At 73.0% G+C, this 23,709-nt stretch carries 17 protein-coding genes; 8 read left to right on the plus strand and 9 right to left on the minus strand.

The genetic code is table 11. The annotated features are described in order from the left end of the window. Positions 1–7 precede the first annotated feature (7 nt). From ACH4N1_RS31510 to ACH4N1_RS31540, 7 genes are all read right to left on the minus strand, one after another. The gene (locus ACH4N1_RS31510; protein ID WP_398103014.1) at positions 8–829 is read right to left on the minus strand and encodes an HpcH/HpaI aldolase/citrate lyase family protein; all 822 of its coding nucleotides are present in this window, start codon (positions 827–829) and stop codon (positions 8–10) included. After that, positions 826–2,052 (minus strand): CaiB/BaiF CoA transferase family protein, encoded by a 1,227-nt coding sequence (locus ACH4N1_RS31515; protein WP_398103017.1) that lies wholly within the window; start codon positions 2,050–2,052, stop codon positions 826–828. The genes ACH4N1_RS31510 and ACH4N1_RS31515 overlap by 4 nt, the downstream gene beginning before the upstream one ends. Continuing rightward, positions 2,049–2,210: a hypothetical protein gene (locus ACH4N1_RS31520; RefSeq protein WP_398103020.1), complete on the minus strand. Its 162-nt coding sequence runs from the start codon at positions 2,208–2,210 to the stop codon at positions 2,049–2,051. The genes ACH4N1_RS31515 and ACH4N1_RS31520 overlap by 4 nt, the downstream gene beginning before the upstream one ends. Further along, the gene (locus tag ACH4N1_RS31525; protein ID WP_398103023.1) at positions 2,207–3,577 is read right to left on the minus strand and encodes an ADP-ribosylglycohydrolase family protein; all 1,371 of its coding nucleotides are present in this window, start codon (positions 3,575–3,577) and stop codon (positions 2,207–2,209) included. The genes ACH4N1_RS31520 and ACH4N1_RS31525 overlap by 4 nt, the downstream gene beginning before the upstream one ends. Next, entirely contained in the window at positions 3,577–4,794 is a 1,218-nt protein-coding gene (locus ACH4N1_RS31530) for an ADP-ribosylglycohydrolase family protein (protein ID WP_398103026.1), read from the minus strand. The genes ACH4N1_RS31525 and ACH4N1_RS31530 overlap by 1 nt, the downstream gene beginning before the upstream one ends. A gap of 8 nt (positions 4,795–4,802) precedes the next feature. Continuing rightward, positions 4,803–6,059, minus strand: a complete 1,257-nt coding sequence (locus tag ACH4N1_RS31535) for an ADP-ribosylglycohydrolase family protein (RefSeq protein ID WP_398103159.1) — start codon at positions 6,057–6,059, stop codon at positions 4,803–4,805. Positions 6,060–6,409: 350 nt separating this feature from the next. Further along, a complete protein-coding gene (locus tag ACH4N1_RS31540; protein ID WP_398103029.1) occupies positions 6,410–7,414 on the minus strand; it encodes an ADP-ribosylglycohydrolase family protein in 1,005 nt (334 codons plus the stop codon). Positions 7,415–7,708: 294 nt separating this feature from the next. Between ACH4N1_RS31540 and ACH4N1_RS31545 the strand changes: the two genes are divergently transcribed. From ACH4N1_RS31545 to ACH4N1_RS31560, 4 genes are all read left to right on the plus strand, one after another. Beyond that, positions 7,709–8,440 carry a VIT1/CCC1 transporter family protein gene (locus ACH4N1_RS31545; RefSeq protein WP_398103032.1) on the plus strand — a complete coding sequence of 244 codons (732 nt, stop codon included), beginning with the start codon at positions 7,709–7,711 and terminating at the stop codon, positions 8,438–8,440. 386 nt (positions 8,441–8,826) lie between these two features. Continuing rightward, positions 8,827–13,446 carry a glutamate synthase large subunit gene (gene gltB / locus ACH4N1_RS31550; protein ID WP_398103035.1) on the plus strand — a complete coding sequence of 1,540 codons (4,620 nt, stop codon included), beginning with the start codon at positions 8,827–8,829 and terminating at the stop codon, positions 13,444–13,446. Beyond that, a complete protein-coding gene (locus ACH4N1_RS31555) occupies positions 13,439–14,902 on the plus strand; it encodes a glutamate synthase subunit beta (RefSeq protein ID WP_398103038.1) in 1,464 nt (487 codons plus the stop codon). The genes gltB and ACH4N1_RS31555 overlap by 8 nt, the downstream gene beginning before the upstream one ends. 205 nt (positions 14,903–15,107) lie before the next feature. Continuing rightward, on the plus strand, positions 15,108–15,836 hold the full coding sequence (locus ACH4N1_RS31560) for a vWA domain-containing protein (RefSeq protein ID WP_398103041.1): 729 nt from the start codon (positions 15,108–15,110) through the stop codon (positions 15,834–15,836). A 169-nt stretch (positions 15,837–16,005) separates the two neighbouring features. Here the strand turns inward: ACH4N1_RS31560 and ACH4N1_RS31565 are convergent, their stop codons facing one another. Continuing rightward, positions 16,006–16,902, minus strand: coding sequence for a hypothetical protein (locus tag ACH4N1_RS31565; RefSeq protein ID WP_398103044.1), 897 nt, complete (start codon positions 16,900–16,902; stop codon positions 16,006–16,008). Between the two features lie 168 nt (positions 16,903–17,070). On the opposite strand from ACH4N1_RS31565, the gene ACH4N1_RS31570 reads away from it, so the two are divergent. The 3 genes from ACH4N1_RS31570 (at position 17,071) to pepN (ending at position 20,856) form a co-directional block, all read left to right on the plus strand. Further along, a complete protein-coding gene (locus ACH4N1_RS31570; protein ID WP_363087286.1) occupies positions 17,071–17,406 on the plus strand; it encodes a chorismate mutase in 336 nt (111 codons plus the stop codon). A 151-nt stretch (positions 17,407–17,557) separates the two neighbouring features. Beyond that, positions 17,558–18,091 carry a two-component system response regulator gene (locus ACH4N1_RS31575; protein ID WP_398103047.1) on the plus strand — a complete coding sequence of 178 codons (534 nt, stop codon included), beginning with the start codon at positions 17,558–17,560 and terminating at the stop codon, positions 18,089–18,091. Between the two features lie 272 nt (positions 18,092–18,363). After that, positions 18,364–20,856: an aminopeptidase N gene (pepN, locus tag ACH4N1_RS31580; protein WP_398103050.1), complete on the plus strand. Its 2,493-nt coding sequence runs from the start codon at positions 18,364–18,366 to the stop codon at positions 20,854–20,856. Between the two features lie 108 nt (positions 20,857–20,964). On the opposite strand, the gene ACH4N1_RS31585 is transcribed toward pepN, so the two are convergent. Further along, a complete protein-coding gene (locus tag ACH4N1_RS31585; RefSeq protein WP_398103053.1) occupies positions 20,965–22,770 on the minus strand; it encodes a bifunctional metallophosphatase/5'-nucleotidase in 1,806 nt (601 codons plus the stop codon). Between the two features lie 193 nt (positions 22,771–22,963). On the opposite strand from ACH4N1_RS31585, the gene ACH4N1_RS31590 reads away from it, so the two are divergent. Continuing rightward, the gene (locus ACH4N1_RS31590; protein ID WP_398103056.1) at positions 22,964–23,656 is read left to right on the plus strand and encodes an SIMPL domain-containing protein; all 693 of its coding nucleotides are present in this window, start codon (positions 22,964–22,966) and stop codon (positions 23,654–23,656) included. Positions 23,657–23,709: the final 53 nt, after the last annotated feature.

Below are 23,709 nucleotides of genomic sequence, written 5' to 3' on the forward strand. Positions count from 1 at the left end.
CGACGGCTCAGGTGCGACGCGCCAGCGACAGCGTCCGCCGGGCCGTCGCCACCACGGCCGCGTCGATGAACCGGCCGTCCGGCAGGGCCTGGGCACCCGGCTCGGCCGCCGCCGCCTTCACGATCGTCTCCGCCTCCTCGATCTCCCGTTCCGTGGGCAGGTAGGCCCGTTCGATGATCGGGAGCTGGCGGGGATGGATCGCCGACCGGCCCAGGAAGCCCAGACTGCGACCGTGCGCACAGGAGGACGCCAGGCCTTCGAGGTCGCGGGTGTCGGGGTGGACCGACTGCGGCGGCGGGGCCAGCCCCGCCGCCCGCGCGGCGACGATCACCCGGGAGCGGGACCAGTCGAGGCCCGCGTCCGCCCGTACGCCGAGGTCGGCCCGCAGGTCGGACTCGCCCAGGGAGATGCCGCGCAGGTCGGGGTGGGCGGCGGCGATGGCATAGGCGTGTTCGACGCCGAGGGCCGTCTCCAGGAGGGCGTAGAGGGGGCGCGGGCCGTGCTCCGCGACGCGGCCGGCGATCCGGGTGATCTGGGCGGGTGAGGTCACCTTGGGCAGGCGGAGGCCGCGGACACCGGGGAGGGCCGCCACCGCCCGGAGATCGGGGGCGGCGAGGGGCCCGTCCAGGGCGTTGACCCGGACGTGGACCGGGACCGGCTGTTCCTCGCAGAGCAGCTCGGCGGTGGCCTCGCGGGCGTACTCCTTGCGGTCGGGGGCGACCGCGTCCTCCAGGTCGATCACGACGACGTCCGCTCCGCAGCGCAGGGCCTTGGCGACGACGTGCGGGCGGTCGCCGGGGACGTACAGCCAGGTGAGCGGGAAGGTCACAGGGCGCCCTCCGTCCGCAGGGCCTCCAGGTCGGCCGGGGTGAGGCCCAGCTCGGTGAGGACCGCCTCGGTGTCCGCGCCGTGCGGGCGTCCGGCCCAGCGGATCGCACCGGGGGTGGAGGAGAGGCGGAAGAGGACGTTCTGCATGCGGATCGGGCCCAGTTCGGGGTCGTCGACCGTGGTGACGGTGTCGAGGGCCTGGTACTGGGGGTCGGTCAGCACGTCCCGTACGTCCTGGATCGGGGCGACGGCCGCTTCCGCCTTCTCGAAGGCGGCGAGGACGTCGGTGCGGGTGCGGGCGGCGATCCAGGTGCCGACCGCCGTGTCGAGGACGTCGGCGTGGGCGGCCCGTTCGGCGCCCGTCGCGAACCAGGGCTCGTCGATCAGGTCGGGGCGGCCGACCAGCCGCATCACCCGCTCCGCCACCGACTGGGCCGACGTGGACACGGCGACCCAGGTGCCGTCGGCCGTGCGGTAGGTGTTGCGCGGGGCGTTGTTCGCGGAGCGGTTCCCGGTGCGCTCCTGGACGTATCCGAGCTGGTCGTACCAGAGGGGCTGCGGGCCGAGGACGGTCAGGATCGGTTCGATGATCGCCATGTCGACGACCTGGCCCTCGCCCGTGCGGTCGCGGGCGGCGAGGGCCGTCATGACGGCGTAGGACGTGGCGAGTGCCGCGATGGAGTCGGCGAGGCCGAACGGCGGCAGGGTCGGGGGCGCGTCGGGTTCGCCGGTGATGGAGGCGAAGCCGCTCATCGCCTCGGCGAGGGTGCCGAAGCCGGGGCGGTGGGCGTACGGGCCGAACTGGCCGAAGCCGGTGACGCGGGTGAGGACCAGCCGGGGGTTGGCCGCCGACAGCTCCTCCCAGCCGAGGTCCCACTTCTCCAGGGTGCCGGGGCGGAAGTTCTCGATGATCACGTCGGCGGTGGCGGCGAGGCGGAGCAGGGTGGCGCGGCCGCCGGGCCTGGACAGGTCCAGGGTGATGGCGCGCTTGTTGCGGCCGAGGAGCTTCCACCACAGGCCGACGCCGTTCTTGGAGGGTCCGTGGCCCCGCGACGGGTCGGGTCTCGACGGGTGCTCGACCTTGACGACCTCCGCGCCGAAGTCGCCGAGCATGGTGGCGGCGAGGGGGCCGGCGAAGAGGGTGGCCAGGTCCAGGACGCGCAGACCGGCGAGGGGCGCGCCGCCCGTCCCGGTCGCGGTGCGGGTGTTGTCCGGTCCGGTCATGACGTGTGCCGCTCCTCGGTCCCGGAGCGGTACGGCGTCGACGCGGAGGCGTCCGGACGGAGGTCCGGTCCCCGCACGCCCTTCCCGCGCCGCGGGGCCTGCTCGACGGGGGCGACGAGGTCCGTGTGCGTGCTGCCGAGCACGACGATGTCGGTCATGGGCGTGCAGCCTCCCGGTGGGTGAGGTGGGCGAGGGTGTCGAATCCGGTGCCGTCGAAGTCTGAGACGGAGGTGGTCAGACGGTTCTTGAGCGGGGCCGTCCAGCGGTCGGGGAGGGCGGCCGGGTCGCCGGCGAGCAGCGCGGCGACGCCGCCGGCGGTGGCGCCGTCGGAGTCGGTGTCCAGGCCGCCGGACACGGCACGGCAGACGGAGCCGGTGAAGTCGCCGTCGGCGTGGGTGAGGGCGGCGGCGATCAGGGCGGTGTTGGGGACGGCGTGGACCCAGTGGTGGGTCGCGCCGTGCGCGGCGTGGAGTTCGTCCACGACCGTGTCGAAGTCGGCGTGCTCGCGGGCGAGTCCGATCGCGTGCGTGACGGCCCGGAACAGGCGCGAGCGGGGCGGGACCACGGTGAGGCCGGTGCGCAGGCAGGCGTGGACGTCGTGCCCGCCCGTCGCGGCGGTGGCGATGGCGGCCGCCGCGAACATCGCCGCGTAGACGCCGTTCGCGGTGTGGGTGAGCGTGGCGTCGCGGTGCGCCTGCTCGGCGGCGGCGGCGGGGTCCCCGGGGTTGGTCCAGCCGTGGACGTCGGCGCGGATCAGCGCGCCGATCCACTCGCGGAAGGGGTTGCGGTGGCGGGCGGTGTGCGGGGGTTCGACGCCGCAGAGCAGGTTGCGGTAGGCGACGCGTTCGGCCGTGAAGGTGCGCCCGGCGGGGAGTTCGTCCAGCCAGAGGCGTGCCACGTCGGCGGTGGTGAAGGTCCTGCCGTGACGCTGGAGCAGGAGCAGGTTGAGCAGGGGGTAGTTGAGGTCGTCGTCCTCGGGCATGCCGTCGATGTTCTCGGCGAGGGAGGTGGCTGCCGAGCGGCGGTTCCAGGGGTGCGCCTCCAGCAGGTCCCGCGGGACGCCCCGGGCCGTGAAGTAGGTGGTGAGGGGCCAGTTGCCGGTGGCGCCGGCCAGGGCGCGGACGGCGTGCAGGGGAAGCTTCTCCACGGGCTTGCCCAGGAGGCAGCCCACCGCCCGGCCCAGCCAGGCGGCTTCCAGGCCGGCCCGGGTGGGGGCCGGGCCGCGCCCGCCCGCGGGACCGGCGGGCCACGCCGGGCAGGCGGCCCTGATGCCCGGCAGGTCCGTCGGCTCGTCCTCCGCCAAGGCGCTCGGCAGGTCCGCCAGTTCGTCCAGCAGGTCCTCCGCCAGCAGGCGCAGGTAGCGCGACGCGCGCCGGGGGGACGCGCCGGCGCGCTCCGGGGCCTCCCCGCCGCCCGCCGCCCGCCAGCGGGCCGCCACCGCCGAGGGTTCGCGGCCGTCCTGGGCCGCCTGCCGCAGTTCGTGGCCGACGAGGTCCTCGGGCTGGACCCAGGTCAGGCGGAGCATCACCGGCCCCCGAGGGCGGCGAACGCCCGTTCGTGCGCACGGCGGCGGCGGACGTCCTTCTCGAAGATCTCCCGTGCGACCTCGGCGAGGGCGGTCGCCGGCGCCCACAGGTCCAGGCGGCTGGCCTTTGCGATCTGCTTGGACCACTCGTCCGGCACGGGGGAACCGAGGGCGCCGGTCACCGCGCCGGCCATCGTCGCGATCGAGTCGCAGTCGCGGCCGTAGTTCACCGCGCCCAGCACGGCGTGACGGTGGTCGCCGCCGGCCACCACCACCATGCCCAGCGCGACGGGGAGTTCCTCGACGGCGTGCAGGCGGGAGGGGCGGCGGGCGGCCAGGGAGGGCTGCCGGTAGTCGGGGCCGACGGTGTCGTACGGCGCCACCGCCTCCCGGAGCGGGGCCAGTGCCGACTCGAAGTCCCGGTGGCGGGAGGCCACTTCACAGACCCGCTCGATCGCGGTCCGGGTGCCGTCCTTGGCCAGGGACAGGCACGCCGCCACCACCGAGTCGGGCGTCGCGCCCGGTGCGCAGGCCGCGGCCACCGCCGCCGCGAGGACGCCCGCCGCCTCACGGCCGTACGACGACTGGTGGGCGCCCGCCAGGTCGATCGCCTCGGCGTAGGCGGCCGCCGGGTCGGCCGCGTTGACCAGCCCCACCGGGGCCATGTACATCGCCGCACCGCAGTTGACGATGTTGCCGACGCCCGCCTCGCGCGGGTCGACATGGCCGTAGTGGAGCCTCGCGACCAGCCACTTCTCCGCCAGGAAGACGCGCTGGAGGGGGAGCGCCTCGGCCTCCAGCTCCGGGATCCAGCGCGGGTTCGTCATCAGGTCGGGGACCAGGTGACCGGCGAGCGCGTACGCGTCCAGGTGGTCGCGGACCGTGGTGTAGACCCTGATCAGCGCGTGGGTCATCAACGTGTCGTCGGTGACGTGGCCGTCGCCCTTGTGGTACGGCGCGATGGGGCGGGCCGTGCGCCAGTCGTCGCCGTTCCAGGGACCCACGACGCCGTGCACGCGGCCGCCGTGGCGCCGGCGGATCTGGTCGGGGGAGTAGCCCTCCACCGGGCCGCCGAGGGCGTCGCCGACGGCCGCGCCGACGAGGGCGCCCGTGACGCGTTCCTCCAGCGTCCCGCCTTCCGGGAGCCGCCCCGCCGGGGTCTGCCGCTCGGGGATTCCCCCGTACCCGACGCCGCCTTCTTCCGTTTTGGGTGTCATGGGCCGAATCATCCTCCTGGTGCGGCCGGTTGTGCGGCTTCCAGCAGTCCGGCGAGTTCCACCAGGTCGGTGCCGGTGAGGCGGGGCAGGGCGCAGCCGGAGAGGGTGCGGCAGGCGGCGCGCCAGGTCGCCGGGATCGACGCGGCACCGCCCAGCGCCCCGGTCAGCGCGCCCGCGAGCGCGGGGGCGGAGTCCGCGACCCGCGACAGACAGGCCGCCGCCGGTACGGCCTCCGCGATCCGCCCGCCCGACGCGACGGCCAGGGCGAGGGCTACGGGCACGGTCTCGGCGGCGGCGACGCCGTAGCTGTAGACGTGGTCGACGATCTGGTGCTCCAGCAGCGGCACCAGGGCGAACGTGCTCTCCGCGGCCCGCGCGAGGACGAGCGCGTGACGGGCGTTGCGGCCGATCTCCGTCTCCTCGGGGAGTTCGGCGAGCGCCGCGGCCACGCAGGTCCCGGTGTCCGCGCCGGCCAGGGCCAGGGAGAGGGCCGCCGCCATCGCGCGGGCGCCGTGCACGCCGTCGCCGTCCTGTGTGTAGCGGGCGTCGAACTCGGCCAGTTCGGCGGCGAGTCGGGGGTTGCCGGGGTGCGCCACCGCGAGCACGCAGGCGCGGACGCAGGCCGCGTCGTCGAAGTAGTGCGGGTTGTCGTGGCCGGTGGCGGGCGGGCGCAGACCGGTGGCCAGGTTGCCGAGCCCGGCCCGGACCGAGATGCGGGCACGCAGGGGGAGCACGGCCGACTCCACCTCGGGCGCGCGGTCCGCCGCCGCCGCGACCTCACTGGCGGCGGCGTTCCAGGTGAGATCGATGGCGGCGCGCATACGGCGCTGGCGGCTGAGGTCGCCGAGGACGGTGTCGTCGCCCGCCCGCAGGACCGCCTCCGCGGCGAAGGCCGCCCACTCGGCGTCGTCGGAGGGGCCCAGGCGGAGGGGTTCGGGGGACTGGTTCAGGGCGATGGGGACGGGGAGGGTCGTCGTCGCGTTCTGCTCGGCGAAGGTGTCCAGTTCGCGGGTGAGGCGGCGGGTCCACTCCGGCATGCGGGCGGCGCGGTGACGGGCGGCGGGCCAGCCTGCGGCGTCGCCCGCGGCGAGGCCGAGGAAAAGGCCCTCGGTCCGGCGCGGGGCCGGTCCGGCCTCGGCTCCGCCGGCGGCCGGGGAGGGTTTCCCACCCGCACCGTCCGTGCGGGCATCGCCGGCGGGTGCGGGCGGCCCCGGCGGGGGGTCCCCGCCGTCGGCGGCCGCGCGTCCGCCGGACTCCCTCGTGATCGTGGGGTCGGTGGGGTCGGTGGGGTCGGTGGGGTCGGTGGCGTCCGGGGCGTCGATGTCGGCATCGGCACCGGCGCCGGCGCTCCCGTCGTCGCCGTCGCCGTCGCCGTCGTCGGTGGTCGCGGGCCTGGTCGGCCTCGTCGGGGCGGTGCGGGGCGTGGCGGGTTCGCCGTCGCCGGCGGGTGCGAGCGGCTCCGCCGGGGTGGTGCGGCCGGTGATGTCCACCGCGTCGGCGGCCGCGGGTGCGGGCGGCTCCGCCGTGGCCGTGCCGCCGGCGGTGGCGGCGTCCGCGGGCGGCGCCAGGGCCACCGGGCCGCCCGCCGCCCCCTCGTCCCACGGGCCCGGCGGCCTCATGAGGTGGCCGCCGGAGCCAGGAGGTCGGCCACGTCCAGGACGTGGTGGCCGCGGACCGAGGGGAGGCAGCTGCCGAGGGCCGGGCCGATGGCGGCCGCCCAGGCCGGGGGGATCGCCGAGACGCCCTGGCCGGCGCCGGCCAGGGCGCCCGCCACCGCGGCCGTCGTGTCGGCGTCGCGGCCCATGTTGACGGCCGTGAGGACGGACCGGGCGAAGTCGCCGTCGGCCGCCGCGTACGCGCCGAAGGCGAGGGCGACCGCCTCGGGGGCCAGGTCGGTCCAGGGGTAGCCGCCGATGACGACGGCGGAGCGGACGGCGCGTTCGCCGCGGTGGGCGACCGCGACCGCGCGGCGCAGGGAGCGGGCCGTCCAGGAGTCGTCGGGGATCACGGCCAGGGCGGCGGCGACCACGGCGACCGTCGGCGCTCCCGCCATCGCGGCCGCGACGCCCGCCGCGACCGCCTGGCCGCCGTAGATGCCCTCGCCGTCGTGGCTGACCGAGCCGTCGACGGCGACCAGGCGGGCGGCCTCGGCCGGGCGGCCCGCGGCGAAGACGCCGAAGGGGGCCGCGCGCATCGCGAGGCCGTCGCTCCAGGCGTGCCGGTGCTGGGCGGAGACGGGGGCGGCCAGGCCCCGGCGGAGGTTCTCCAGGGTGCCGCGTTCGCTGAAGCCCGCCCCGCGGAAGGGGCCCTCGTGGCGGCCGGTGATCCACCGGTGCCAGGCCGCCTCCACGTCGGCGGGGGTCAGCGCGGAGCCGTGCCGGGCCAGCAGGAGGCCCGAGAAGATCGCGTACTCGGTGTCGTCGGTGCCTGCCGGGTGGTCGGTGACGTAGCCCGTGACCCGGCCCCAGCGGGCGCGGATCTCGGACGGTTTGAGGTTCTCGGCCGGTGCGCCGAGGGCGTCTCCCACGGCCAGGCCGAGCAGTGCGCCGCGGGCCCGGTCGCGGAGGCCGGTGGCGTCCTCGGGCGCCGGGACCGGGGGCATGCAGGCGATCGATGCCATACGGGGCCTTCCCTCCGGGGGCCGCGCAGGGGTGCGGAGCCCTTTGCGGATGTGTCCCACCGTCGGCGGTTGACCTGAGCCTCCCGAGCCGCCATGTCACCCGGTCGACATCTGTGCACGCTCCCGATCGAATGAGCGATCCAGGGTAAAGCCGCAGGTTAGCGGAGCCTTTCCTTGCTGGCGAGGAGGGAAGGGCGGGCGTATTCTCAGCGTTGTCAAAATATGGAATGAGTCCAAAGAGGGCTGTCCGGGGGTCACGCCGGGCGGCGCGGAGACGTACGGCTGGAGATCGGCATGGCTCTCATCGAGAACGAGGCGGCGCTGCACGAGGCGCACCGGGACAACCACACCCACCGGGACGTGAACGGCGGCTGGCTGCGGCCGGCCGTCTTCGGTGCGATGGACGGCCTCGTCTCCAACCTCGCCCTGATGACCGGCGTCGCCGGCGGGGCGGTCGAGCGGCAGACCATCGTGCTCACCGGGCTCGCGGGTCTCGCCGCCGGCGCCTTCTCGATGGCCGCCGGAGAGTACACCTCCGTCGCCTCGCAGCGCGAACTCGTCGAGGCCGAACTCGACGTCGAGCGGCGCGAGCTGAGGAAGCACCCGAAGGACGAGGAGGCCGAACTGGCCGCGCTCTACGAGTCCCGCGGCGTCGAGCCGGAGCTCGCCCGGCAGGTCGCCTCGCAGCTGTCGCGCGACCCCGAGCAGGCGCTGGAGATACACGCCCGCGAGGAACTGGGCATCGACCCCTTCGACCTGCCCTCGCCGCTGGTCGCCGCCGTCTCCAGCTTCGGCGCCTTCGCGCTGGGCGCCCTGCTGCCCGTCCTGCCCTACCTGCTGGGCGCGACCGTGCTCTGGCCGGCCGTCCTGCTCGCGCTGCTCGGGCTGTTCCTGTGCGGTGCGGTGGTGGCCAGGGTGACCGCGCGGACCTGGTGGTACAGCGGGCTGCGGCAGCTCGCCCTCGGTGGTGCGGCGGCCGGTGTGACGTACGCCCTGGGCAGTTTCTTCGGAACGGCCGTAGGATAGATCGGATGCTACTTATGCGATGGGCCGTATAAGTAGTCGTTACCCGCTGGTTTCGCGCGCTTGACCACCGGGCATGAGCCGTAAGCGCTGTGGGCAATGACGCCCGCGGCGCACCCGCGGAGCGGGGTACGACCCCCTCCGCCCCCCCTGCGGACTGACGGGCACCGGTCCGACCGATGGTGTCCGGTCAAGTCCCCCCACACACTTTCAGCCGCTCGTGCGGCACCCCGCCGCCACCCCCACGGCGTCCGCATGTTGGAACGGAGTATCCGGTTCCCGAGAACCGCTCCATCATGTAACCTGCACGAAATTTTGCACTTACGCAGAGGGCCAACGTCGTCCCTTCGCCAGCAGACATGCCACTTGAGACGACGACGGGAGAGCCGATGCGTACGCCGCGCCAGCCGTCCCAGCATTCCGCGAATGGCCAGAACTGGTCCTTCATGGATGCTCGCCCTGCTGCGCAGGGTATGTACGACCCCCGCAACGAGCACGACGCCTGCGGCGTCGGCTTCGTGGCCAACCTCACCGGCGAGGCGAGCCACACGCTGGTCGAGCAGGCGCTGACCGTTCTGCGCAACCTCGAGCACCGTGGTGCCACCGGCTCCGAGCCCGACTCCGGCGACGGCGCGGGCATCCTCACCCAGGTCCCCGACGCGTTCCTGCGCGAGGTCACCGGATTCGAGCTGCCCGAGGCCGGCGGTTACGCCGTCGGCATCGCCTTCCTGCCGCAGGACGGCCTGACGGACGCCGTCTCGCGCATCGAGACGATCGCCGCCGAAGAGGGCCTCACCGTCCTCGGCTGGCGCGAGGTCCCGGTCGCCCCCGAGCTCCTCGGCGCCACCGCCCGCTCGACGATGCCCGCCTTCCGGCAGATCTTCGTCACCGACGGCGCCTCGAAGGGCATCGACCTCGACCGCCGCGCCTTCGTGCTGCGCAAGCGCGCCGAGCGCGAGGCCGGCGTCTACTTCCCCTCGCTGTCCGCGCGGACCATCGTCTACAAGGGCATGCTGACCACCGGCCAGCTCGAACCCTTCTTCCCGGACCTGTCCGACCGCCGCTTCGCCTCGGCCGTGTCGCTCGTCCACTCGCGCTTCTCGACGAACACCTTCCCGTCGTGGCCGCTCGCCCACCCGTACCGCTTCGTCGCGCACAACGGTGAGATCAACACCGTCAAGGGCAACCGCAACTGGATGGCGGCCCGCGAGTCCCAGCTCGCCTCCGACGCGTTCGGCTCCGCCGGCAACGGGCACAGCGGGGACCAGGGGCGCATCGACCGCGTCTTCCCCATCTGCACGCCGGACGCCTCCGACTCGGCCTCCTTCGACGAGGTGCTCGAGCTGCTCCACCTCGGTGGCCGCTCGCTGCCGCACTCCGTGCTGATGATGATCCCGGAGGCGTGGGAGAACCACGACTCCATGGACCCGGCCCGCCGCGCCTTCTACCAGTTCCACTCCAACCTGATGGAGCCCTGGGACGGTCCCGCCTGCGTCACCTTCACCGACGGCGTCCAGGTCGGCGCGGTCCTCGACCGCAACGGTCTGCGCCCCGGCCGCTACTGGGTCACCGACGACGGCCTCGTCGTCCTCGGCTCCGAGGTCGGCGTCCTCGACATCGACCCGGCGAAGGTCGTCCGCAAGGGCCGCCTCCAGCCCGGCCGGATGTTCCTCGTCGACACCGCCGAGCACCGCATCATCGAGGACGACGAGATCAAGGCCCAGCTCGCCGCCGAGAACCCCTACGCGGAGTGGCTGGAAGCCGGCGAGATCGAGCTGAGCGACCTGCCCGAGCGCGAGCACATCGTGCACACCCACGCCTCGGTCACCCGCCGCCAGCAGACCTTCGGCTACACCGAGGAGGAGCTGCGCATCCTGCTCGCGCCGATGGCCAAGTCGGCCGCCGAGCCGATCGGCTCCATGGGCACCGACTCGCCGATCGCCGCGCTGTCGTCGCGCCCGCGCCTGCTCTTCGACTACTTCACCCAGCTGTTCGCGCAGGTCACCAACCCGCCGCTGGACGCGATCCGCGAGGAACTGGTCACCTCCCTGCGCTCCTCGCTCGGCCCGCAGGGCAACCTGCTCGACCCGAGCGCCGCGTCCTGCCGCTCCGTCGTGCTGCCCTTCCCGGTGATCGACAACGACGAGCTGGCCAAGCTCATCCACATCAACGCCGACGGCGACATGCCCGGCTTCAAGGCCGCCACCCTCTCCGGCCTGTACCGGGTGCACGGCGGCGGCGACGCGCTGGCCGCGCGGATCGAGGAGATCTGCGCCGAGGCCGACGAGGCCATCGCCAACGGCGCCCGCCTCATCGTGCTGTCCGACCGCCACTCCGACGCCGAGCACGCGCCCATCCCGTCGCTGCTGCTCACCGCGGCCGTCCACCACCACCTCATCCGCACCAAGCAGCGCACCCAGGTGGGCCTGCTGGTGGAGGCCGGCGACGTCCGCGAGGTGCACCACGTCGCCCTGCTGATCGGCTTCGGCGCCGCCGCCGTCAACCCGTACCTGGCGATGGAGTCCGTCGAGGACCTGCTGCGCGCCGGCACCTTCCTGGACGGCATGGAGCCCGAGCAGGCGATCCGCAACCTGATCTACGCCCTCGGCAAGGGCGTCCTGAAGGTCATGTCCAAGATGGGCATCTCGACCGTCGCCTCCTACCGCGGCGCCCAGGTGTTCGAGGCCGTCGGCCTCGACGACGCCTTCGTCGCGAAGTACTTCAACGGCACCGCCACCAAGATCGGCGGCGTCGGCATCGACGTCGTCGCCAAGGAGGTCGCCGCCCGCCACGCCAAGGCCTACCCGGCCAGCGGCATCGCGCCGGCCCACCGCGCGCTGGACATAGGCGGCGAGTACCAGTGGCGCCGCGAGGGCGAACCGCACCTGTTCGACCCGGAGACGGTCTTCCGCCTCCAGCACTCCACGCGCGCGGGCCGCTACGACATCTTCAAGAAGTACACGGACCGCGTGAACGAGCAGTCCGAGCGCCTCATGACGCTGCGCGGACTGTTCGGCTTCAGCTCCGGCCGGCAGCCGATCCCCCTCGACGAGGTCGAGCCGGTCAGCGAGATCGTCAAGCGCTTCTCCACCGGCGCCATGTCGTACGGCTCCATCTCCAAGGAGGCGCACGAGACCCTCGCCATCGCCATGAACCAGCTGGGCGGCAAGTCCAACACCGGTGAGGGCGGCGAGGACGCGGACCGTCTGTACGACCCGGCGCGGCGTTCGTCGATCAAGCAGGTCGCCTCCGGCCGCTTCGGCGTCACCTCCGAGTACCTGGTCAACGCGGACGACATCCAGATCAAGATGGCCCAGGGCGCCAAGCCCGGCGAGGGCGGCCAGCTGCCCGGCCACAAGGTCTACCCGTGGGTCGCAAAGACGCGTCACTCGACGCCGGGCGTCGGCCTGATCTCCCCGCCGCCGCACCACGACATCTACTCCATCGAGGACCTGGCCCAGCTCATCCACGACCTCAAGAACGCCAACCCGCAGGCCCGCATCCACGTGAAGCTGGTCTCCGAGGTCGGCGTCGGCACGGTCGCCGCCGGTGTCTCCAAGGCCCACGCGGACGTCGTCCTCATCTCCGGCCACGACGGCGGCACGGGCGCCTCCCCTCTGACCTCCCTCAAGCACGCGGGCGGCCCCTGGGAGCTGGGCCTCGCCGAGACCCAGCAGACCCTGCTGCTCAACGGCCTGCGCGACCGCATCGTCGTGCAGACCGACGGCCAGCTCAAGACCGGCCGCGACGTGGTCATCGCCGCGCTGCTCGGCGCCGAGGAGTTCGGTTTCGCCACCGCGCCGCTCGTCGTCTCCGGCTGCGTCATGATGCGCGTCTGCCACCTGGACACCTGCCCGGTCGGCATCGCCACCCAGAACCCGGTGCTGCGCGACCGGTTCAACGGCAAGGCCGAGTACGTGGTGAACTTCTTCACGTTCATCGCGCAGGAGGTCCGCGAGCTGCTGGCCGAGCTGGGCTTCCGCTCGATCGAGGAGGCCGTCGGTCACGCCGAGGTCCTCGACGTCGAGCGCGCCGTCGACCACTGGAAGGCCCAGGGCCTGAACCTGGAGCCGCTGTTCCACGTGCCGGCGCTGCCCGAGGGCGCCTCGCTCCACCAGGTCGTCGAGCAGGACCACGGTCTGGAGAAGGCGCTCGACAACGAGCTGATCAGGCTCGCCGCCGACGCGCTGGCCGCGGACTCCCAGGCCGACGCCCACCCGGTGCGCGCCCAGGTCGCGATCCGCAACATCAACCGCACGGTCGGCACCATGCTCGGCCACGAGGTGACGAAGAAGTTCGGTGGCGCGGGCCTGCCCGACGACACCATCGACATCACCTTCACCGGCTCGGCCGGCCAGTCCTTCGGCGCCTTCCTCCCGCGCGGAGTCACGCTGCGCCTGGAGGGCGACGCCAACGACTACGTCGGCAAGGGCCTCTCCGGCGGCCGGATCGTCGTCCGCCCGGACCGGGGCGCCGACCACCTCGCCGAGTACTCGACGATCGCGGGCAACACCATCGCCTACGGCGCGACCGGCGGCGAGCTCTTCCTGCGCGGCCGGACGGGCGAGCGGTTCTGCGTCCGCAACTCCGGCGCGACGGTCGTCTCCGAGGGCGTGGGCGACCACGGCTGCGAGTACATGACCGGCGGTCACGCGGTGGTCCTCGGCGAGACGGGCCGCAACTTCGCGGCCGGCATGTCCGGCGGCGTCGCCTACGTGATCGACCTGAACCGCGACAACGTCAACGCCGGCAACCTCGGCGCCGTCGAGGCGCTCGACGACACCGACAAGGCGTGGCTGCACGACGTGGTGCGCCGCCACGCCGAGGAGACCGGCTCGACGGTCGCCGAGAAGCTGCTCGCCGACTGGGACGTCTCCGTGGAGCGCTTCAGCAAGATCATCCCCAGCACGTACAAGGCAGTGCTCGCCGCCAAGGACGCCGCCGAGCGAGCCGGTCTCTCCGAGACCGAGATCACCGAGAAGATGATGGAGGCGGCGACCAATGGCTGATCCCAAGGGCTTTCTCAACCACGGCCGCGAGGTCGCCAGGTCCCGCCCCGTCGAGGAGCGCGTCAGGGACTGGAACGAGGTCTACGTCCCCGGCTCGCTGCTGCCGATCATCGGCAAGCAGGCCAGCCGGTGCATGGACTGCGGCATCCCGTTCTGCCACAACGGCTGTCCGCTGGGGAACCTGATCCCCGAGTGGAACGACTTCGCCTACCGCGAGGACTGGTCGGCGGCCTCCGAGCGCCTGCACGCCACGAACAACTTCCCGGAGTTCACGGGCCGGCTGTGCCCCGCCCCGTGCGAGTCGGCGTGCGTGCTCGGCATCAACCAGCCGCCGGTCACCATCAAGAACGTCGAGGTCTCGATCATCGACAAGGCGTGGGAGACCGGTGACGTCGCCCCGCAGATCCCCGAGCGGCTGTCCGGCAAGACGGTCGCGGTCATCGGCTCGGGCCCGGCGGGCCTGGCCGCCGCCCAGCAGCTGACCCGGGCGGGTCACACCGTCGCCGTCTACGAGCGCGCGGACCGCATCGGAGGCCTCCTGCGGTACGGCATCCCCGAGTTCAAGATGGAGAAGCGGCACATCAACCGCCGTATCGAGCAGATGCGCGCGGAGGGCACCCGCTTCCGCACGGGCATCGAGATCGGCCGCGACCTCAAGGCCACGGACCTGAAGAAGCGCTACGACGCCGTCGTCATCGCCGCCGGCGCCACGACCGCCCGTGATCTGCCGGTCCCCGGCCGCGAACTCAAGGGCGTCCACCAGGCCATGGAGTACCTGCCGCTGGCCAACAAGGTGCAGGAGGGCGACTTCGTGGCGCCCCCCATCTCGGCCGAGGGCAAGCACGTCGTGGTCATCGGCGGTGGCGACACCGGCGCCGACTGCGTGGGCACCGCCCACCGCCAGGGCGCGGCCTCGGTCACGCAGCTGGAGATCATGCCCCGCCCCGGCGAGGAGCGGAACCCGGTCGCCCAGCCGTGGCCGACGTTCCCGATGCTCTACAAGGTCACCAGCGCGCACGAGGAGGGCGGCGAGCGGGTCTACTCCGTCTCCACCACCCACTTCGAGGGCGACGAGGACGGCAACGTCCAGTGGCTGCACCTCACCGAGGTCGAGTTCGTCGAGGGCAGGCTGACCCAGAAGCCGGGCACGGAGCGCAAGATCCCCGCCCAGCTGGTCACCCTCGCGATGGGCTTCACCGGCACCGACCGCGAGAACGGCCTCGTGGAGCAGTTCGGCCTGGAGCTGGACGAGCGCGGCAACATCGCCCGCGACGCCGACTTCCGGACCAACGTGCCGGGCGTGTACGTCGCCGGTGACGCCGGCCGCGGCCAGTCCCTCATCGTGTGGGCGATCGCGGAGGGCCGCTCGGCCGCCCGCGGCGTCGACCGCTTCCTGACCGGCGCCAGCGAACTGCCGGCCCCGATCCGGCCGACCGACCGGTCCCTGATGGTCTGACGGTCCAGTCCCCGACGGACCGGCCGGCGGATCGTCCCACGCTCCGCCTGACGGACCGTCACCAAGCGTCCCGTACAAAGGCGTACGGGCGGGAGGTCCGGGGCACCGCCCCCGGACACCCCCCGAGACGGCGTCTGCCCCACTGTCCCCGACCGGACGACCGGGCAGGCGCCGCCGCACGTCCCGGTGTGGGAAGGTGTGGCCCATGGTCGCGATCAGTCTCAGCAAGGTCCAGGAGACGGCACCCGCGCTGGTCAGCCTGTACAAGAGCGCCGGGGTGTCCCTCGCGAAGCACGGCCTGGACGGGCAGCGGGCCGCCGTCTACCTCGTCGTGGACTACTCGGGGTCGATGAAGCCGTACTACCGGGACGGCAGCGTGCAGGCGCTCGCCGACCGGGTGCTGGGGCTCTCGGCGCACCTCGACGACGACGGGCGGGTGCCGGTGGTGTTCTTCTCCACCGACGTGGACGCCGTCACCGACATCGCGCTCGCCGACCACCAGGGGCGGGTGGAGCGGATCGTGGCCGGTCTCGGGCACATGGGCAGGACCAGCTACCACCTGGCGATGGATGCCGTCATCGACCACCACCTCGACAGCGGCTCGCGCGAGCCCGCCCTCGTCGTCTTCCAGACCGACGGCGGGCCGATCAACAAGCTCGCCGCCGAACGCCATCTGTGCAAGGCCTCCACCCTGCCGCTGTTCTGGCAGTTCATCGGCTTCGGGGACAAGGACAGCAAGCAGTTCGACTTCCTGCGCAGGCTCGACGAGCTGCCCGTGCCGGGAAAACGGGTCGTCGACAACGCCGGTTTCTTCCACGCGGGCGCCGATCCGCGCAGGATGCCGGACGCGGAGCTGTACGACCGTCTGGTCGGCGAGTTCCCCAAGTGGCTGGTGGCGGCGCGGGCGCGGGGGATCGTCGGCCCCGGCCGCTGAGCCGCACGGCGTCCGGGACGTCTGAGCCGCACGGCGTCCGGGACGTCTGAGCCGCACCGCACTCCCGCCGGGTGCCCCCGGGCGGTGCGCGGGGCACGGACCTCGGTGCGCCACGGCGACAGACCGTGCTCCGCGGTGCAGCCGATCGCGCCGCCCACGGCCGGGCGCCTCAGGTGTCGCACTCCAGCACCGTCCGGCAGAGCCCGCACCGCGCCCGCACCCGCCCCCGCACCGGCACCCTGATCCGCTGCAGACAGGTGGGACACGGGAACGTCACCCGCAGCGGCCCCTGCCCGTCCGGCACGAAGGCGTACGGAGCGGCCGGCGAGACGGCCGGCACCGGAGTGTCCCGCGCGTGCCGCCGGTCACGCGCGTAGCGCCGCCGCCCCGCCCACCCCGCGGCCGTCAACGGCGGCTGCCGTCCGTCGAGGCGGGCCCGCTCCCGCCCCTCGACGTACGCCGTGTACGCCTGCGCACTGGTGAACCACGTCGACGGGTCCTCGCCGAAGACCAGCGCCCGCTTGGCCAGCACGTACCCGAACTCCTCCGGCGTCAGGTACCCCAGCTTCTGCGAGGAGACCGCGTCCTCCCGGTAGGCGTCGAGCAGCAGCCACCCCGCCCCCAGATAGGCGGTGGCCGTGTCCGTGAGGATCTCGTTGTCACGCGTGCCGGGGAACGCCAGGTCCACGCGGTGCAGGAAGACGTGCATGATCTCGTGCGCCAGGGCCGCGCCGATGTCCCGCCGGTGGGTGCGGAACCGGTCGTTCAGCTCGATGAAGTACTCGGGCCCCGCCGTCAGTTCGACGTCGGCGGCGTGCTGCATCTCCCGGAAGCCGACGATCACCCGGGCGTCCGGCAGGCGGAAGTGCCGCACCAGCTCCCGCGCCACCCGCTGCGCCCCGAGATGCAGGTCGTCGGTGTCGCAGAACGCGACGTCCGCGGGGGCCACGCTGACGGGGAACTGGTGGACGGTGTCGTACGACAGCCGCCGGTACAGCGCGGTGACGGCGTCCCGCACCGTGTCCAGGTGGGGATAACCGTGCTCGACCGGTCCGCCGTTCGCCACGCCCGTACCCCCAAGACGCCGTGCACCCGCTTCCACTGTACGAGCAACCGCCGCAAGCGGCCCCGGCGGGAACCGGGGGAGAACCGGGGCGCGCACCGGGCGAGGGCCCCGGCGACCGTGGTCCCGCGGCCGCCGGCCCCGGACCGCGACGCACTAGGGTGAACGCCCATGACCACCAGCAACACCGGAACCGGTGACGTCGACCCCGCCGTCCACGAGGAACTCGCCCGGCTGCGCGACAGCATCGACAACATCGACGCGGCCGTCATCCACATGCTCGCCGAGCGCTTCAAGGCCACCCAGCAGGTCGGCCACCTCAAGGCCCGCCACCAGCTGCCGGCCGCCGACCCGGCCCGCGAGGCCCGCCAGATCGCCCGCCTGCGCGCCCTCGCCGAGAGCGCCAAGCTCGACCCGGCGTTCGCCGAGAAACTTCTCAACTTCATCATCGCCGAGGTGATCCGCCACCACGAGCGCATCGCCGAGGACGCCGTCAACGGCGCCTGACCTCCACGAACGGCCCCCGTCCGCGGCGGACCGGGACCCGGCGCGGACGGCACCGCGTACGCCCCGGCGGGCACCGGGCGTCAGCCGACGGACACGGCGCGTCAGGGTTCGGGCATAAGCTGGTGGTCCCATCGCGGGAGGGACGTCGGTCATGCCGCCGGATGCCAGGATCCTGATCGTGGACGACCACCAGGACACGCTGTACGCGCTGGAGAACGTCCTGGCCCCGCTGGGCCACCGGATAACGCGCGCCACCAGCGGCGACGAGGCCCTCAAGCAGGTGCTGCGAGGCCGGGTCGGCCTCCTCGTCCTCGACGTGCGGATGCCCGGCGTCAGCGGCCTGGACGTGGTCCGCTACCTGCGGCGCCTCGAACAGACCCAGCACATCCCCGTCATCCTCCTCACCGGCTTCGGCCCCGACCAGGAACTGACCGCCACCGCCTTCGGCCTCGGCGTGGCCGACCTGGTCATGAAACCGGTCGACCCGCTGGCCCTGCGCACCAAGGTCCGCTACCTCTACGACGCCCACCAGCGCTACCTCGCCCTCCAGGAGGAGACGCGCGCGCTGCGGGCCCGGGTGGAGGGCCTGGGCGCCGGGGCCCCGGACGCCTCGGACGCACGGCTGCCGCCCCAGCGCGACACCGAGACCCGTCCGGCGGGCCCGCGGACTCCCACGGCGACATAGGCCGGGCCCGGCGCACATGGGCCGGGCCCGGCGCACATGGGCCAGGCCCCGGCACACATGGGCCGGGCCCGGCGGACGCAGGCGCCGCCCGGCGGACACAGGCCCGGCCCCGCCGCGCCGTCGACACCCGGCTCCCGCGGCCGGCGCAACGCCCGCCCCCGCGCCGTCGGCACCGGAATCCCACCCTCCCGGCGCACGCGCGGACGGGGGACAAACGGCGCGTACCGATCCGCCCCTGTGCCCGGCCTGCGGCATCGGGCAGCATGGCCTGCATGTCCGTACTGACGCGCGACGAAGCGCAGACCCGTGCCCAGCACCTCGACGTCCACCGCTACACCATCGAACTGGACCTGACCACCGGAGACGAGACCTTCGAGTCCCGCACCGTGATCCGGTTCACCGCGCGCACGGGCGCCGACACCTTCGTCGAGCTGAAGCCTGCCGAGCTGCGCTCCGCCGTCCTCGACGGCGAGACCCTCGACCCGCAGACCCTGGACGACAACCGGCTGCCCCTGAAGAACCTCGCCGCCGGCGAACACGAACTGCGGATCACCGCGAGCATGCGCTACTCCCGCACCGGCGAGGGCATGCACCGCTTCACCGACCCCGCCGACGGCGAGACCTACGTCTACACGCAGATGTTCATGGACGACGTCCAGCGCGTCTTCGCCGCCTTCGACCAGCCCGACCTCAAGGCCGTCTTCGACCTGTCGGTCAAGGCCCCCGCGGGCTGGACCGTCCTCGCCAACGGCGTCACCGAGCACCTCGGCGAGGGCCGCTGGCGGGCCGCCACCACCCCGCCGATCTCCACCTACCTCGTCGCCGTCGCCGCCGGCCCCTGGCACTCCGTGCGCACCGAACACCGCGACCTGCCCTTCGGCATCCACTGCCGCCGCTCCCTCGCACCCCACCTCGACGCCGACGCCGACGAGATCCTCGACGTCACCCGCGCCTGCTTCGACCGCTACCACGAGAAGTTCACCGAGCCCTACCCCTTCGACTCCTACGACCAGGCGTTCGTCCCCGAGTTCAACGCCGGCGCCATGGAGAACCCCGGCCTCGTCACCTTCCGCGACGAATTCGTCTACCGCTCCGCCGTCACCGACACCGAGCGCCAGACCCGCGCCATGGTCATCGCCCACGAGATGGCCCACATGTGGTTCGGCGACCTCGTCACCCTCAGGTGGTGGGACGACATCTGGCTGAACGAGTCCTTCGCCGAGTACATGGGCTACCAGACCACCGCCGAGGCCACCCGCTTCACCGACACCTGGACCGAGTTCGGCGTCGTCCGCAAGGCCTGGGGCTACGACGCCGACCAGCGCCCCTCCACCCACCCCGTCGCCCCCGAGGACGTCGCCGACACCGCCTCCGCGCTCCTCAACTTCGACGGCATCTCCTACGCCAAGGGCGCCTCCGCCCTGCGCCAGCTGGTGACCTGGCTCGGCGAGAAGGACTTCCTGGCCGGCATCAACACCCACTTCGCGCGCCACAAGTTCGCCAACGCGACCCTCGCCGACTTCATCGACTCCCTCGCCTCCGCCACCGAACGCGACGTCCACGCCTGGGCCGACGCCTGGCTGCGCACCACCGGCGTCGACACCCTCACCCCGACCGTCACCACCGAGGCCGGCACCTGCGCCCTCACCGTCGAGCACACCGGCAGCCGCCCGCACCGCATCGCCGTCGGCCTGTACGACCACGACCTCTCCGACGACGAGGGCCGCCTCACCCTGCGCGAACGCGTCGACATCGACATCCCGCAGAGCACGCCGCAGCCCATCGGCAAGCCCCCCGCGCTGCTCCTGCTCAACGACGGCGACCTCACCTACACCAAGGTCCGCTTCGACGCCGCGTCCGCCGAGTCCGTCGGCACGAGCCTGTCCCGGCTGCCCGACCCGCTGACCCGCGCCGTCGTCTGGAACGCCCTGCGCGACGCGGTCCGCGACGGCGAACTCGCCCCCGGCGCCTACCTGGAGACCGCCCGCGTCCACCTCCCCCGCGAGACCGACCTGGCCCTCGTCCAAGGCGTCCTCGCCTTCGCGTCCACCCAGATCGCCGACCGCCACCTCACCCCCGAGGAGCGCCCCGCCGCCCTGGCGACCCTGTCCTCGCTGTGCCGCGACCTCATCCGCCGCACCGAGGACGGCGACCACCCCGGCCTGCGCCTGATCGCCGTACGCCACTTCATCGACGTCGCCGCCCACCCGGAGACCATCGCCGCCTGGCTCTCCGAAGGCACCGTCCCCGGCGGACCCGAACTCGACCCCGACCTGCGCTGGCGCGTCCTCGCCCGGCTCGCCGTCCTCGGCGCCGCCGACGAGGCCGCCATCACCGCCGAACAGGAACGCGACCCGTCCGCCAACGGCCGCGAAGGCGCCGCCCGATGCCGCGCCGCCCTGCCCGACGAGGAGGCCAAGCGCACGGCCTGGGCCGCGATGTTCGACGGCGACGACCTGTCCAACTACCTCTTCACCGCCACCGCCCAGGGCTTCTGGCAGCCCGAACAGGCCGACCTCGTACGGCAGTACGTGCCGCGCTTCTACGACGCCGCGGTCGCCGTGGCGGCCCGCCGCGGCCCCGCCATCGCGGACGCCGTCGGCCGCTGGGCCTTCCCCGCGCACGCCGTCGACGCCGAGAACCTGGCCCTGGGCGAGACCTGCCTGCGCGAGGCGGACCCCACCCCGTCCCTGCGCCGCAAGCTGGCGGACCAGCTGGACGACCTGCGACGCGCCCTGCGGATCAGGCAGGGCACAACGGCGTAGCACCGTCAACGCGGTCGCGGGACGACACGTCCGCACCGGAAGCGGGCCGGGGGCCGGGGGCGGCGGCCCCGGCCCGCACGGCCCTTCGTCGTGGTCGCTCCCCGCCGCCTAGAAGACGGGCGTACCGTCGCGCGTCAGCCTCCAGTCCACCGACGCGAAGTCCTTCGGGTCCAGCACGCCCTTCGCCGTCACCCACTCCGCGATCCGCGTCCGGATCTCCGTCGACTCCGCCCACAACTCCCGCGCCGACGCCACGTGCGGGAACGCACCACCGCCGTTGGCCCGGTAGTTGTTCACCGCCAGCACGAACTGCCGGTCGTCCTCCAGCGCCGCCCCGCCGTACGTCAGGTTCCTGATCCGCGAACCGGCCGGCTGCGCGACGTCGATGTCGTACGACAGCCCCGACACGTAGTCGTAGTTGTAGTCCGGACGACCGCCGGCGTTCGTCAGCTTCGCCACGTCCACGACCGCGTCCGCCGCCGTCTGCACGAAGTACTCCGCCGAGTACTCCAGGTACGCCCGCACCTGGGCGCCCGTCATCAGCTTCGCGACCAGCGTGTTGTCGTACACGTACAGGCTCGACAGATCCCGGATCGTCACCTCGCCCGCCGGGATCTCCGAGGTCCGCGAGAACGGCGACGCCTGCGCGATCACCGGCAGGGACGCGTACGACGTGCCCGCCAGAGCCGCCTTCACCACATCCTCCTGCACCTTGGTGATCAGATCGATGATCGGGGCGTCCTTGTAACGCGCCTCGACCGTGGTCAGCGTGTCCGTCGCCGTGCCGACGACCTGGTTGACGTACTCGACGACCTTGGCGTGCTCGTCCGACAGCAGCCTGGTGATCCTCGGATCGTCGGCGACCGTGTTGGAGTTCAGCACCGACGCCGCCACCGACTCCACGCTCCAGCGGCCCCGGGCGAAGACCAACTCGATGTCGAACAGCGACAGCCGCTCCGCGTAGGCCAGCGGCTCCGACAGCACGACCGTCTTCCCCGTCTCCTCGTTGACGACCTTCAGCTCCGGGATCTCCACGTGCGCGTGCCCCACCAGGATCGCGTCGATCCCCGGCACCCGCTGCGCCACCAGCGCCGCCGAGTTCTCCACGTACGGCAGCTGGTCACCGTACGACGACGTGCCCGAGGAACCCGAGTGCGCCGACACCACGACCACGTCCGCACCCATCGACCGCAGCTTCGGCACCCACTTCGCCGCCTGCTCCTCCAGACCCGGGAAGGTCAGCTTCCCCTGCACGTACGCCTTGTCCCAGATCGCGATGCCCGGGTTGGTCAGGCCCAGCACCGCCACCTTCACCGGCGGCGCGCCCTTCACACAGAACGTCTTCATGAAGTAGGGCGGGAACGCCGGCTTCAACGTCTTCGCGTCCAGCGCGTTCGCCCCGAGCAGCGGGAAGTCGCACTGCTCCTCGAACTTGCGGAGCGTCTCGATGCCGTAGTTGAACTCGTGGTTGCCGAGCGCCACCGCGTCGTACCCGATCGCGTTCATCGCCTGCGCCATCGGGTGCACCGGACCACCCTTGGCGGTGATCGGGTCCACCTTGGCGTAGTAGTACGTCAGCGGCGTGCCCTGGATCGTGTCGCCCGCGTCCAGGAGCAGCGTGTTCTCCCGGCCCCGCTCCTTGCGGATCGCGTTCACCAGGGTCGAGACGCGCGCCAGGCCCTGCGCGTTGCCCTTGGCGTCCGAGTACTCCGCGTCCTTGAAGTAGTCCCAGTTGAAGACGTGCCCGTGCAGGTCCGTCGTGCCCAGCACGGTCAGCGCGTACCGCTTGGCGGGCCTGGCCGGCTTCCCGGGCACCGCCGCCTGCGCCGCCGGTGCCGCGACCGCGCCCGCGACCGCCACCCCCGCCCCGGTCACGGCGGACTTCTTCAGGAACTTCCGGCGGTTCAACGGCATGCTGTGCTCCTCGGGCGACGACCAATGACGCGCGTAGACAGACGCGCGCGAACGAAGGGCGCGCGCAGCCGGACGCGCGTAGATTCTGACCCGGTCATGGCAAACGACAACAGACCCCGCAGGTTTCGATCTGATGACCGCAACCACCCGGCAGCCACCCCATAACCAGGTAAGGACTGCCAGAGTGGGACGTATGGCCACACCCGCCGCCCACGGCACCCCCGATGCCCCCCTCCTCCTCGTCCGCGGCGAGACCACCCTCGATGCCGACCCCGAGATCGCCCGCCTCGGCATCACCGTCACCGCCCGCGGCCGGGACCGCCGCACCACCCTCGACGACCTCACCCGCCGCAACACCGACGTCCTCGACCTGATCAGGTCCTACGGCGACACCGTCACCGAGGTGTCCACCGGCGCCTTCTCCCTCGCCCCCGAACTCACCCCGCACGGCCGCGGCGAACGCGTCCGCGGCCACCACGGCCACGTCCACGTCACCACCGCCCTGACCGACTTCACCGCCCTCGGCGACCTCACCACCCGCCTCGCCGACCTCCACCTCACCCGCATCGACGGCCCCTGGTGGGAACTGCGCCCCGACTCACCGGTCCACCGCGAGGCCCGCCGGCAGGCGGTACGGGACGCCGTACGACGCGCGACCGAGTACGCCGAAGCGCTGGACACCTCCCTGGCCGCCCTGATCGAGCTGGCCGACCTCGGCGGCGAAGCCACAGGCGGACACCCGCAGGGCGCCCTCGAACGCCGGACCCTCCGCAGAACCGCCGCCCCGGAGGACGCACCGCCCGAACCCCTCGACCTCGAACCGCAGCGGATACGGGTGCGCGCCGAGGTGAGAGCGCAATTCACCATGCTCCCTCCGCACCTGTGAATTCATCCGTTCGAGGAATTCGGGCGCCCGTGCGGATGCTCATCGGAGCAGCC

It is taken from the genome of Streptomyces sp. NPDC017202, assembly GCF_044331705.1.
Lineage (GTDB): Bacteria > Actinomycetota > Actinomycetes > Streptomycetales > Streptomycetaceae > Streptomyces.